Origin of the sequence: Stenotrophomonas sp. FR012 (assembly GCF_047520565.2) — a bacterium.
Taxonomy (GTDB): domain Bacteria; phylum Pseudomonadota; class Gammaproteobacteria; order Xanthomonadales; family Xanthomonadaceae; genus Stenotrophomonas; species Stenotrophomonas sepilia.
On sequence record NZ_JAXBQL020000006.1, the window covers coordinates 39,727 to 52,355 of the forward strand.

11 protein-coding genes are annotated in these 12,629 nt (G+C 66.9%); 2 read left to right on the forward strand and 9 right to left on the reverse strand.

Annotated elements, in window-relative coordinates; genetic code table 11:
* Positions 1–25 precede the first annotated feature (25 nt).
* Positions 26–511 (reverse strand): 2-amino-4-hydroxy-6-hydroxymethyldihydropteridine diphosphokinase, encoded by a 486-nt coding sequence (folK, locus tag ACM0O9_RS11605; protein WP_005419350.1) that lies wholly within the window; start codon positions 509–511, stop codon positions 26–28.
* Positions 512–600: 89 nt separating this feature from the next.
* Between folK and ACM0O9_RS11610 the strand changes: the two genes are divergently transcribed.
* Positions 601–1,344: a proteasome-type protease gene (locus ACM0O9_RS11610; protein WP_065178043.1), complete on the forward strand. Its 744-nt coding sequence runs from the start codon at positions 601–603 to the stop codon at positions 1,342–1,344.
* A gap of 74 nt (positions 1,345–1,418) precedes the next feature.
* Here ACM0O9_RS11610 and ACM0O9_RS11615 read toward each other — a convergent pair whose 3' ends face one another.
* The 4 genes from ACM0O9_RS11615 to ACM0O9_RS11630 form a co-directional block, all read right to left on the reverse strand.
* Positions 1,419–2,930 carry an ATP-binding response regulator gene (locus ACM0O9_RS11615; protein WP_005419354.1) on the reverse strand — a complete coding sequence of 504 codons (1,512 nt, stop codon included), beginning with the start codon at positions 2,928–2,930 and terminating at the stop codon, positions 1,419–1,421.
* Positions 2,931–2,934: 4 nt separating this feature from the next.
* Complete coding sequence (locus ACM0O9_RS11620) at positions 2,935–3,375, reverse strand: response regulator (protein ID WP_005411057.1); 441 nt, start codon at positions 3,373–3,375, stop codon at positions 2,935–2,937.
* Entirely contained in the window at positions 3,372–5,189 is a 1,818-nt protein-coding gene (locus ACM0O9_RS11625; protein WP_005419357.1) for a sensor histidine kinase, read from the reverse strand. Before ACM0O9_RS11625 ends, ACM0O9_RS11620 begins: the two co-directional genes overlap by 4 nt.
* Before the next feature lie 230 nt (positions 5,190–5,419).
* Positions 5,420–5,806: a BON domain-containing protein gene (locus ACM0O9_RS11630; RefSeq protein ID WP_053498227.1), complete on the reverse strand. Its 387-nt coding sequence runs from the start codon at positions 5,804–5,806 to the stop codon at positions 5,420–5,422.
* 171 nt (positions 5,807–5,977) lie between these two features.
* Here ACM0O9_RS11630 and ACM0O9_RS11635 point away from each other — a divergent pair, with 171 nt between their 5' ends.
* Positions 5,978–7,021 carry an oxidoreductase gene (locus ACM0O9_RS11635; protein ID WP_065196480.1) on the forward strand — a complete coding sequence of 348 codons (1,044 nt, stop codon included), beginning with the start codon at positions 5,978–5,980 and terminating at the stop codon, positions 7,019–7,021.
* A 184-nt stretch (positions 7,022–7,205) separates the two neighbouring features.
* Here the strand turns inward: ACM0O9_RS11635 and gnd are convergent, their stop codons facing one another.
* The 4 genes from gnd to ACM0O9_RS11655 form a co-directional block, all read right to left on the reverse strand.
* Entirely contained in the window at positions 7,206–8,111 is a 906-nt protein-coding gene (gnd, locus tag ACM0O9_RS11640) for a phosphogluconate dehydrogenase (NAD(+)-dependent, decarboxylating) (protein ID WP_164230296.1), read from the reverse strand.
* A 10-nt stretch (positions 8,112–8,121) separates the two neighbouring features.
* The gene (locus ACM0O9_RS11645; RefSeq protein ID WP_134955848.1) at positions 8,122–9,360 is read right to left on the reverse strand and encodes a hypothetical protein; all 1,239 of its coding nucleotides are present in this window, start codon (positions 9,358–9,360) and stop codon (positions 8,122–8,124) included.
* Positions 9,361–9,377: 17 nt separating this feature from the next.
* Positions 9,378–9,968: a DUF2242 domain-containing protein gene (locus ACM0O9_RS11650; RefSeq protein WP_164230294.1), complete on the reverse strand. Its 591-nt coding sequence runs from the start codon at positions 9,966–9,968 to the stop codon at positions 9,378–9,380.
* Positions 9,969–10,202: 234 nt separating this feature from the next.
* The gene (locus tag ACM0O9_RS11655; protein ID WP_005419368.1) at positions 10,203–12,380 is read right to left on the reverse strand and encodes a carboxy terminal-processing peptidase; all 2,178 of its coding nucleotides are present in this window, start codon (positions 12,378–12,380) and stop codon (positions 10,203–10,205) included.
* Positions 12,381–12,629: the final 249 nt, after the last annotated feature.

Consider the following 12,629-nt stretch of genomic DNA (forward strand, 5'->3'; position numbering starts at 1 on the left):
CGCCGGGAAAAGGGATCTGACCCCATCACTCAAGGTCAACCACCTCGAACGCCTCGCCAAACTGCGCGTGCGCGCGCCACAGCGTGGCCAGGTCCAGCCCGCTGACCGGATCGATGAAGTCTGGCGCGATGTCGGCCAGCGGCTTCAGCACGAAGGCATGCTTCAGTTCGGGACGGGGAATGCGCAGGTGGCCGGGACCTTCCACCACCAGGTCGCCGTAGAACACCACGTCGATATCCAGGGTGCGGTCGGAGAAGCGCGGCCCGCTGCGGTCGCGGCCGTGCGCGTCTTCCAGCGCATGCAGCCAGTCGTCCAGTTCCTGCAGCGGCAAGTCCGTCTCGATCGCCACCGCGTTGTTGAGGAAGGCCGGGCCGTCGAAGCCGACCGCGGCGGTACGGTAGGCCGGCGAGACCTGCAGCGCGCCGAAGCGCTCGCGCAGGGCCGCCACCGCGGCGTGGAGGTAGCGGCGGGGCTGGACATTGCTGCCCAGGCTCAGGAGCACGGTCGTCATGCGGTTCAGGTGGCAGCGATGGGGGCGTGGACATGCCGTCGTCACGGCGGCCTGCCTACAATCCGGGACGCACATGATAGGGCACCGACATGACCTATTGCGTTGGAATCGAGGTGGACGAGGGCCTGGTCTTCGCTGCCGACACCCGGACCAATGCCTCGCTGGACGATGTACGCGTGCATCGCAAGCTGCACGTGTTCGAATATCCCGGCCAGGCAGCCTACGTGCTGATGGCGGCTGGCAACCTGGCCACCACCCAGTTGCTGGTGTCGCGCCTGGGGCGCGATGCCGACGAACGGCGCTCACCCAACCTGCGCGACATGACTCACCTTTTCGAGGCCGCCGCGTACGTTGGCCAGTTGCTGGTGGACAGCCAGGTGCACAGCAGCCACAGTGAACATGGCCACGATGGGGTCAATACCCAGGCCACGCTGATCTTCGGCGGCCAGATTGCCGGTGAGCGGCCTGGGCTGTACATGATCTACCCGCTCGGCAACGCCATCGCCGCCTCACCGGAGACGCCCTACCTGCAGATCGGTGAATCCAAGTACGGCAAGCCGATCCTCGACCGCATCCTCAGCCCCGCCACGCGCCTGGAGGATGCCGCCCGCACGGCGATCGTCTCGTTGGACTCCACCATCCGTTCCAATCTGTCGGTAGGCCTGCCGATCGACCTGGCGCTGCTGCGCGACGGTGAACTGCGCATCGGCCAGCAACTGCGGCTGGGCGCGGATTCAGCGCTGTACGCCGATATCCACCAGAACTGGTCACGGCGCCTGGAACAGGCGGTGGACGCCCTGCCGCGGTTCCCCTGGGAAACGCTGGACCGGTAGTGCAGGCCGCTGGCCGGCAACCGCAATGATCCCACCGCACGGGGATGCCGGCCAGCGGCCGGCACTACCCTTTGTCAGCCCAGCGCCTCGGCCACTGCGCGGAACACCTGTTGCATCTGCAGCGGCTTGCGCAGTACATGGACGTCCACGCCGGCCGGGAAGGCATCGGCAGGCACCGCCACCGCCGCATCCTCCAGCACCAGCGCCGGGCCGCGATAGCCCAGCGCAGCCATCTCGCCCAGCAGCTGGCTGGCCGGCAGCAGCTTTGAGCCGGCGTCTGCAATCACCAGCGCCGGCATCGCCTCCTGCTGCATCCAGCGCAGCGCCGCCGGGCCATCGGAGGCCAGCTGCAGCTGATACCCCTGGCTGGACAGCGCGTTGCCGAGCAGCGACAGGCGCGTAGCTTCGCCGTCGACCACCAGGATCGACTGGCCACTGCCCAGGGCCACCAGCTGCTCGATCGGCTCGCTGCCGTCGCTGGCTTCGTGCATCGGCAAGCGCAGCTCGAAGCAGGTGCCCTGCCCCGGCTGGCTGCTGACATGGATGCTGCCGCCGGCGCCTTCGACGATGCGCTTGCAGGAAATCAGACCCAGGCCGGTGCCATCGGCCTTGGTGGTGAAGAACGGATTGAACAGGTGCGACAGCGTGTCCGCATCCATGCCGATGCCTTCGTCGGACACGCAGATCTGCATCCAGTCCACACCATCGCGCTGCCCGGCATGGCTGGCGGTCAGGCTCAGGCGGCCACCGTTGGGCATCGCCTGGATCGCGTTGAGCGCCAGGTTCAGCATTACCTGCTGCAGTTCGGTGTAGTTGGCGTCGACCACCAGGCCTTCGTCCAGCACCTGCAGTTCCAGGCGCACGGCATCGGGCACGTTGCTGCGCAACAGCAGCGCCACCGCGTCGAACAGGCCGTCGATCTCGATGCGCTCGCTCGGCTTGCGCGAACCACGCACGAACGACAGCATCGACTCGGCCATCTCATGGCCGCGGCGGCCACACTCGGCGATGACGTCGGCCAGGTGGTGCAGCTGCGGATCCTCGGTGCGGGCCTTCAGCAGGTCCGGCATGATCAGCAACGGCTGCAGGATGTTGCGCAGGTCGTGGCTGAGCCCGGCGGCAAGCAGGGACAGGCTTTCCAGGCGCTGCGCACGCATCAGTTCGGTTTCCACGCGTGCGCGCTCGACCGCACTGCGTGCATCGCGGATCGCACGCGCGACCGCCGAAGGCAGGCGCGCAGGCTGGTGCTTGATGATGTAGTCGTTGGCGCCCTTCTGCAGCGCCGCTACCGCATTCTCCTCACCCATCGTGCCGGAGACGAAGATGAAGGGCACCTCCGGTGAGGTCTCGCGCACGATACGCAGCGCGTCGTCACCGGAGAACCCCGGCATGCTCAGGTCGGACAGCACGATGTCCGGCTGGAACACAGCCAGTGCCTGGCGCAGTTCCGCCTCGCTCTCCACACGCTCGAAGCGGGCCTCCAGGCCCGCGTCGAGCATCTGTTCGGACATCAGCTCGGCATCTTCCGGTGAGTCTTCCACCAGCAGGATGCGCAGCGCCCCCAGGGCGGGACCGGTCAGGGGCATGGGCTCACTCGAGTTCCGGTGCCTGGTTGATCAATGCCCAGAACTTGCCCAGCGTCTGCACCGCGCCGAAGAACTGGTCCACGTCCACCGGCTTGACCACGTAGGCGTTCACGCCCATGTCCCAGCTGCGGGCCAGGTCACTTTCCTCGCGCGAAGACGACAGGATCACCACCGGCAGGCGCTTGAGTTCTTCGTGCTCGCGGATCTGCCGCAGCACTTCCAGGCCATCCATGCGCGGCATCTTGATGTCCAGCAGCAGCACCGCCGGCAAGCCTTCCTCGCGGTTGGCGAAGGCGCCGCGGCGCAGCAGGTAGTCCATCACTTCCACGCCGTCCTCGACGTGCACGATGGGATTGGCCAGACGCGCTTCTTCCAGGGCGTCGATCGCCATTTCGGCATCCGCCGGGCTGTCTTCGGCGAGAAGAATGGTGCGCAGAGTCGTCATGCAGAGGGACCTTGTTTGTCCGCGTCGGTCGCGGGGGGCAGGTAGAAGTGGAAAGCAGCGCCGACGTCCGGTTCGGCCTCGGCCCAGATACGGCCACCATGGCGGGTCAGCACGCGGCGCACGCTGGCCAGGCCGATGCCGGTCCCCGGGTAGTCACTGGCCTTGTGCAGGCGCTGGAACACACCGAACAGCTTGCCGGCGTAGGCCATGTCAAAGCCTGCACCATTGTCGCTGACCGTGAACTGATGGCCGCCGTCGGGCTGCTGCTGGTAGTCAACGCGGATCTTCGCCGGTTCGCGGTTGCCCGAGTACTTCACTGCGTTGCCGAGCAGGTTGAGCCAGACCTGGCGGATCATGTTTTCGTCGCCCACCACGATCGGCAGCGGCGCGATGCTCCACTCCACCTGGTGCGCATGGCCGCTGTTCTCGGCCTCGGCCTGCAGATTGGAATCGAGCATGGCGCGGGTGTCGGCCACCAGCGACTGCATGTCCACCGCCTGCTGCCGCATCGCCGCACGGCCAAGTCGCGAGTAGACCAGCAGGTCGTCGATCAACGCTGCCATGCGCCGGGCCGAACTGGAAATCACGTCCAGATAGTGGCGGCTCTTGTCATCAGCCTGGTCGCCGAGGTGGCGCGACAGCTTGTCGGAGAATCCTGCCACGTGGCGCAGCGGTGCACGCAGGTCATGCGAGACCGAATAGCTGAAGGCCTCCAGCTCGCGGTTGACCTCGGACACCTGCGCAACCTTGCCTTCCAGCTGGCGGTTCAGCTCTTCGACGCGCAGCTGCACTGCGCGCTGCATGGTGACGTCGCTGATGGTCAGCAGCACCACCTCGTCATCGCTGTCGGGCAGCGGCATGCGCCGCGCGTTGAGCAGCATGTAGCGCACCATGCCGTCGGCGGTGCGCTGCTCGTGCTCGAAGTCCCACAGTTCGCGACCGCGCGACAGTACGTCGGCCAGGCGCTGCCGGACCACCGGGTCCTGCCATGCGTTGTCGCCAACGTTTTCCAGCAGCAGGCCGTCGGCGCGCTCGTCCTGCAGGCCGTACAGCTCAGCGAATGCTGGATTGTGCAGCTGCACGCGCAGGTCGCGGTCGAGCAGCACGATCGGTTCGCGCACGGTCTGCAGCACCGACGCCGCACGTGCAGCCGAGCGCAGCGATTGCCGCTCCGCATGCAGGCGACGGCCGATCTGCCGCTGCAGCAGCCACAGCACCAGGCCGAGCAGCGCCAGCTGGATCACCAGCGAACTCCACGACACCAGTTCGGTCTGCTTGCGCTGGCGTGCCGCCTGCTCGGCGCGCAGCGCCAGCAGCTTCTGCTCGCTGGCCTGCAGTTCTTCCACCAGCCCGCGGATGGGATAGCGCGTACTCAGGTCCTGCACCAGCTCGCGCTGGTCGCTGTTCGGTTCGGACCTGGCCAACTCGCGGGCAAGTGCCATGCGGCCTTCCAGCATCGATTCGATCCGACCGATGCGGATCAGCTGGTCGGGATTGTCGCGGGTCATCCGGCCCAGTTCGGCCAGGCGCCCGGGAATTTCATCGGCCCGGGCCATGCGTTCGCGCAGGCCGGGGGCATCCACGCCCTTGGACAGGGTCAACGCGGCCGATTCGACATCGCGCACATCGGCCTGCAGTTGCTGCAGTGCCACGCCCACGGCCTGGGTGTGGTTGACCCAGGCCATCGCTTGTTCGCTGTCCTGCTGCAGTTTACGCAGGGTCAACCACGGCACCACGATGATCGCGGCGGCGGCCAGCGCCAAGGCCGGCAACCGCCAGCGGTCCCAGATGTCGTCACTGAAAACCAGCGCCATAGTTCCTCGTCAGCTCTGCCGCGACGCGTTGGCCGGGTCGAGCCCGGTTGCGGCGGAACCGGCAATATAGCGCAGGCGGTCACAACTCTGGAATTTCCAGCGCGGTCGGCTGAACGGGTTGGCAATCAGACCTGTAGGGCCAAGCCCATGCTCGGCTGCCTTGGAGTGCCAGCCGAGCATGGCTCGGGTCTACAGGTCAGCGGGCGCCCCACGCGGGGCGCCCAACCGGTTCAGCGCTTGGCGGCAGCGCTGACCTTCAATGCGGCGGCATCGACGCGGGTCACGCCCTTGATGCCCTTGGCGGTGGTGACCGCCTTGTCCTTCTCGGCCTGGGTGGCCACGGTGCCGCTCAGGCTGACCACGCCGTTCACCGTTTCCACCTTGATCTCGGTGCCCGGGACGTTGCTGCTGGTCAGCAGGTCCGCCTTCACCTTGGTGGTGATCCAGCTGTCGGTCACCGGTTCGTTGGAATCATGGCGATCCGCGTGGGTAGCCGGATGTGCGCTGGTGGTCGGCGGGCTCTTCGCGGCCGGGTCCTTGGCGAATGCGGCCGAGGAGGACAGTGCCAGGCCCAGCGTCAGGGCAGAAGCAATCAGCGTGCGAGTGGTATTGCTCATCGTGTCGTTCTCCTTCGGGATGTGCTGCCAGTCTGGACAAGCGCACGTGGAGCAGGCGTGGCGTCGTGGTCATGCCGCCGTGAATCGAAGCGTTTCCAACGGCAACGGTTCAGTTTTGGGCTGTCCGCATCTGTCGTTTACCCTGCCCTTCCCCCCTGCCGGAGCTCTGCCATGCGCCCCGACCTGCACCTGGCCCTGATCGGCTACGGCCTCGCCGGCCGCGTCTTCCATGCCCCTCTGATCCAGCACACGCCCGGCCTTGTCCTGCACAGCATCGTCAGCTCGCAGCGCGACACGTTGCTGCGCACGTTCAGCAACGTACACGTGCGTGCAACGCCACAGGACGTGTTCGACGATCCAGCGGTGGATGCGGTGGTGATCGCCACGCCGAACGAACAGCACGCGCCGCTGGCGATGGCCGCGCTGGCCGCCGGCAAGCACGTGCTGGTCGACAAACCCTTTGCGCTGGATGTGGCCGAAGCGGAAACAGTACTGGCCGCAGCACGCGACGCCGGCCGCATCGCCACCGTGTTCCAGAACCGGCGCTTCGATGCCGACTTCCTCACGCTGCAGGCGCTGCTGTCCGAAGGCACGCTGGGCGAGGTGGCCGAATGCCATGCGCATTTCGACCGCTACCGGCCGCAGGTGCGCGACCGTTGGCGCGAACAGGACGGGCCAGGCAGTGGCCTGTGGTACGACCTCGGCCCGCACCTGCTGGACCAGATGCTGGTGCTGTTCGGCTGGCCCGACGCCATCGATGCGGATCTGGCCGTGCAGCGCCAAGGTGGCGCCGGCATCGACTACTTCCACGCCGTACTGCACTACCCACGGCATCGCGCCATCGTGCATGCCGGTTCGCTGGTGGCTGCCCCTGCCCCGCACTTCAGCGTGCATGGCAGCAAGGCCAGCTGGATCAAGTACGGCCTGGATGTGCAGGAGGCCCAGCTGCGCCGCGGCGTAGCGCCGGGTGCGCCCGGATGGGGCATCGATCCCCGGCATGGCGAACTGGTGCACTGTGATGCAGAAGACAATGTTCTGCGCAGCACCGTCGACAACCTGCCCGGCGACTATCGTCGGTTGTATGCGCAGTTCGCAGCGGCGATGCACGGCGACGGCGAAGCGACGGTCAGCCCGATGCAGGCATTGCAGTTGATGCGGCTGCTGCAGGCCGGCATGGACAGCGCGCGCGAAGGGCGGCGGATCGCGTTGCACTGACCAGTAGATCCACGCCATGCGTGGATGACGTGGCAACGATCGGAGACGGCTTTTGTAGAGTCGAGCCATGCTCGACTGGCTGTATGGGGTCAGAACCCTTTCCTGCGGAAAGGGATCCCACCCTGATCTGCCCGGGGTCGGATCCCTTCGGCAACGCCGAAGGGCTCTGACCCCACCGCAGTGCTTACGACTTCTTGATGGCGTGGCCGCCGAATTCATTGCGCATCGCCGACAGCAGGCGGTCGGTGAACGAATTGGATTCCCGCGAACGCAGGCGTTCCAGCAGCGACAACGTGATCACCGGTGCCGGCACGTCCAGTGCGATGGCTTCGGCCACGGTCCAGCGGCCTTCGCCGGAATCCTCCACGTATGGCGCGATGCCATCCAGCGACGGATTGCGCTTGAGGGCTTCGGCGCTCAGGTCCAGCAGCCACGAGCGCACCACGCTGCCGTGACGCCACACCTCGGCTACCTGGGCCAGGTCCAGCGCCATCTCCTGCTTGCGCTCCATCAGCGCGAAGCCTTCGGCATAGGCCTGCATCATCCCGTACTCGATGCCGTTGTGGACCATCTTGGTGAAATGGCCGGCGCCGGATGGACCAACACGCGCCCAGCCACGATCTTCAGCCGGTGCCAGCGTGCGCAGCAGCGGTGCGATCTGCTCCACCACCGGCGCTTCGCCACCGACCATCAGGCTGTAGCCTTCCTGCAGGCCCCACACGCCGCCGCTGGTGCCACAGTCGACGTAGCCCAGATCGTCCTCCGCCAGCGCCTTGGCGCGACGGATCGAGTCCTGGTAGTTGGAGTTGCCGCCGTCGATGACGATGTCACCCTCGGCCAGGTGCGGGGTCAGCTGTCCCAGCGTCTGGTCGACGGTTTCACCCGCCGGCACCATCAGCCACACCACGCGCGGCACCGGCAGCGCGGCCACGGCGGCGGCCAGCGAATCAACCACCTCCAGGCCGGCCTCTGCAGCACGCTGGCGCGCACTTTCGCCCGGGTCGTAGCCGACCACGCGGTGGCCGCCGCGATGCAGGCGCTGGGCCATGTTGGCGCCCATGCGGCCGAGGCCGATCATTGCAATATCCATTGTTTCACCTTCAGTTGGGGTCTAGGGTCAGGCTGCCTGGCCTGCCGGTAGCCGCGCAGTGGCGCAGCTGCGCCTCGCGCCAACGCCGGTAGAGCGTGGTATGCAGATTGTGCACCGCCAGGTCGATCGAAAACGGCGTTCTCGGGTTGCGATCGAGCAGGCGGACGATGTGGTAGCCGATAGGACGTATACCGCGCGGATGCACGTAGATCACGAACTGCTGGTAGAACGGATCGTCCAGCAGCTGATCCATGCGCACCAGAGCCGCGTGGTAGCGCGGTGCCAGGCGCGCGCGCAGCTGTGGATCGCGCTCGAACAGCAGGCGCTCGAAATAGCGCTGGCCGATGCGCGGGATGTCCTGCGCCAGTTTCCAGAGCTCGGCATTGCGCTGGTCGTACCAGGCCAGGCCAGCGTGCAGTGCCAGCGCCTGCGCAGCGCCCTCGCCCACCTCGACCACCACGAAGTTCTCGGCCTGGTTGCTCAGGTCGTCCAGCGTGCCTTTGTCGTACACATGTTCGATGAAACCGGGCACGCCCACGAACGCCTGCCGCCCCATCGCCGAGGTGCGCACCGCCTTGCCATCGGCGAAGAAGTCGCCCGCATGCGCGCCGAGCAGGATGCTGTCGGTGTCGTGCAGCGCGAGGAAGGTGCCGATCGACAGTTCCTCCGCTGCGAACCCTGTGTCGAACGCAGCATCGCCATACAGCTCGCGCTGGGTGGCCAGCTGTGCGACCTGGCGGCCGACACCGCATTCGGCACGCACGGCACCGCTGTAGAACGCCTCCAGCGCATGGCTGTTGCCCGCGCGGGGCACGAAGCCACGACCGAAACTGCGTGTACGCTGCCAACCCTGTGCCGGTGCGCCCTGCAATCCGAAGCCGATCCATCCCAGCTGCGGGCCGGAGAAGCGGAACGTGGGATTGCCCTGCAATGCCGAAGTCGCGCGCCGCGTGGCCGCCCCCAGCTCAAAGGCATAGGCGCAGACGGTGGCGGGGTCATCCAGCAGCTGCTGCAGAAGTGCGTGCCGAGCAGCAGCGGGCAACGCCGTCGGCCACCGCACCTGCAGGTCGCCGGCCGCTTGTGAATCAGCCAGCGAGGCACGCGTACATACGGGACCACCGCGCACCTGCGGCGCGGTGAGGGACGCTTCTTCGAAGCGCCACCCCAACCGCTGCAGCAGGCCCTGCGTACAGTCCGGGGATGGCGCTGCCACGACCCACGCGGGCGCCAGCAGCAGGGCTGCAATCAGCCACCTGCCGCGCACTCTCAGCCCTGGTCCGTAACCGCCGGTGCGGGTTCCGGCGCCGCGGCCGGCGATGGCGATGGCGTGCCCGCCGCGGCCGGCAGATACTGCTGCAGGCGCTGGAAGAAGCGACGATAGAACTCGGCATCCGTGACCGTGCTGCTGGCCACCTTCACCAGCGAGTCGTCGTTGCTGCCGAACGGCAGCGACACCGAGCCCAGCGCACCCACGCCGACACTGGCCGAGGTCGGGCTCTTCTTCAGCGCGTAGCGGTCCTGCACGGCACTGACGAATACCAGCGTCTGGCTGCCGCGCGGGGCGCACGAGATGCGCAGCACCAGCTGCTCATGGTCATCCTCGCGCGGCTGGAAGTTCTTGCTGCCCTCCACCTGTGCATCATCGGAACGGGCGATGGCATAGCCTTGGCTGAGCAGCGTGCGGCGCGCGGCCTCGCAGGCTTCGCCGGGGCGTCCCTCAACGGTGCGCGAGAAGGTATCGCCGGAATCGAAAGACTCGCGCAGCACGGTGCTGTCGGCGGCGCGGCCACCACAGGCCGAAAGGATCAAGGCGCTGGCGCACGCCACGGCAGCGCTGGAAAGACGGGAGGCCCGCATGGGTACTCCTGCGAGAACGGAAGCACCAAGGGTAGTCCCGCCCCCGTGTGCGGCAGGTCGATATGGCCCCCCACGTTGCTCCCGGTTCATGCACGTAAAAGGGGACGGAGGGGATCAAGTCGTTTGCGGCACTTCACTGGTCCGGACATGGCCCGGCGCGACCGGGAATGGGCTTCCCAAACAAGAAGGGGCCGGCAATGCCGGCCCCTGCGAATGTCGCGCGCCGTCTCCGGCTCAGTCCGCCCAACGCCCCGCGCCGGTGGACTGCGGCAGCACCTGGGCCGACAGCGGACGGTCATTGGCCAGCAGGTTCACCGCGTCGGCCAGGATCGAGGCCGACTCGCGCAGCAGCGGGTCCGGACGCTTTTCGGCGGCCTTTTCGCGGGCGGCATCCTTCACGATGTCGCGCTCGTTGCCGGTCAGGCCATCATCACTGCTGTCATCGGCCAGCGGGTCCAGGGCCAGGCCCAGCTCCTTGCGCTGCAGCTGGCGTTCCTTGCGCTGGGCGTCCTGGCGCTCGCGTTCGGCGCGACGGGTGGCCTCGTTGAGCGAGATGTACTTCTTCGCCGCCTCGGTCCGGAACTGCTGCACGTCCTCGTTCCACCACTGGAATTCCTTGTCGGTGGCGATTCGCGCGTCGTGGCGGGCCTCCAGCTTCGGCAGCAGCGGCGCGAAGTTGCCGTACTGGGTGTGCGGCACGGCGGCGATGCGGGTCCACGGCAGGGCGTTATCGTAGGTGCTCTCGCCGAACTCGGTGGCATCGACGCTGGCCGGGAAGGCCAGGTCCGGCACCACGCCCTTGTGCTGGGTGCTGCTGCCGCTGATGCGGAAGAACTGGGCGATGGTCAGCTTGACCTGGCCGAAGCGCTGGGTCTCGCCACTCGGCCAGCGGTCGAGGTCGACGATGTTCTGCACGGTGCCCTTGCCGAAGCTGGTTTCACCGATCACCAGGCCACGACCATAATCCTGGATCGCACCAGCGAAGATCTCCGAGGCCGAAGCCGAACCGCGGTTGATCAGCACCGCCAGCGGGCCATCCCACGCCACGCCCTGGTTGCGGTCGCTGTTGACGGTGACGCGGCCACCGGACTCGCGCACCTGCACCACCGGGCCCTGCTCGATGAACAGGCCGGTCAGTTCGATGGCTTCATCCAGCGAACCGCCGCCGTTGTTGCGCAGGTCCAGCACCACGCCGTCCAGCTTGTCGTTCTTGAAACCAGCCAGCAGCTTGGCCACGTCGCGGGTGGCCGAGGCATAGTCGGCGGCGTTGCGGCGGCGGCCTTCGAAATCCTGGTAGAAGGTCGGCAGCTTGATCACACCAATCTTCCGTGCCGGCTCGCCGTTGGCGGCCGGAATGGTCATGGTCTCGCCCTTGGCGGCCTGTTCGGCCAGGCGCACCTTCTGCCGGGTCAGCACCAGGGTGTGGTGCTTGCCATCGGCACCTTCGGCAGCCGGAATGAACTCCAGCTTGACCTGGGTGTCCTTGGCGCCGCGGATCTTGGCGACCACATCGTCGATGCGCCAGCCGATCACGTCCTCGACCTGGCCAGACTTGCCCTGGCCAACGCCAACGATGCGGTCACCCGGCTTCAGCGTGCCGTCCACCGCAGCCGGGCCGCCGGCGATGATCTCGCGGATCACCACCACGTCGTCCTGGCGCTGCAGCTGCGCACCGATGCCTTCCAGCGACAGCGACATCGCCTGGTTGAAGTTCTCGGCCGTGCGCGGGGTGAAGTAATCGGTGTGCGGATCAACCGCGCTGGTGTACGAATTCATGAAGAACTGGAAGACGTCTTCGCCCTTCAGCTCGTTGACCGACTTTTCCAGCGTCGCGTAGCGCTTGTCCAGCGTCTTGCGGATATCGTCCGGCTTCTTGCCTGCCAGCTTCAGGCGCAGCCAGTCGTTCTTCACCGACTTGCGCCACAGCTCATCCAGCTCGGCGCTGCTGGCCGCCCACGGCACCTTCTTGCGGTCGTACTCGAAGCGCTCGTCGGTGGTGAAGTCCGGCTCCTGCTTGAGCAGCTTGCGCGCAAAGGCCACACGTTCGCCGACACGCTGCTTGTAGACCGCGAACACCTGGAACGCCGGTTCCAGTTCGCCGCCACGGATGGCCGAGGAGATGTTGGCTTCGAAGGGCGCGAAGCGCGCCACGTCGGCCTGGGTGAAATACTGCTTGGCGCCGTCCAGCGTCTCCAGATAGCGCTTGAACACGTCCTTGGAGGTGGCCTCGTCCAGCGCACGCGGGCGGTAGGCGTAACGACTGTCGGACAACAGGCCATACACCAGCTTGGAGGTGGTCACCTGATCGGCAGTCGCCGCAGCGGGCAATGCAGGCGAGTCGGCCTTGGCCGCCAGCGCCAGCGGCGCGACCAGCGCCAGGGCCATCAGGAATGCGGGGGCTTTGAATTTCATTGACGTGCTCGAAGGCGCCTTGCCAAGGGGGAGACTGCAGGGTGTTCAGACACCCCGACAGTGCCGAAAGTTGCCGGGTTTGTCACCCGGCCGCGCTCGGTGGAAAACCAGCCTAGCGGGGCCGGTGTAGCAAATTGTGAATGCATGTAGAGCCGAGCCCATGCTCGGCTGGCCGGCAGCAAGCAGCCGAGCATGGGCTCGGCTCTACCGCAGGCAGAGGTGTGGGGGCCCCCCCGCCCCCCCCCCCCC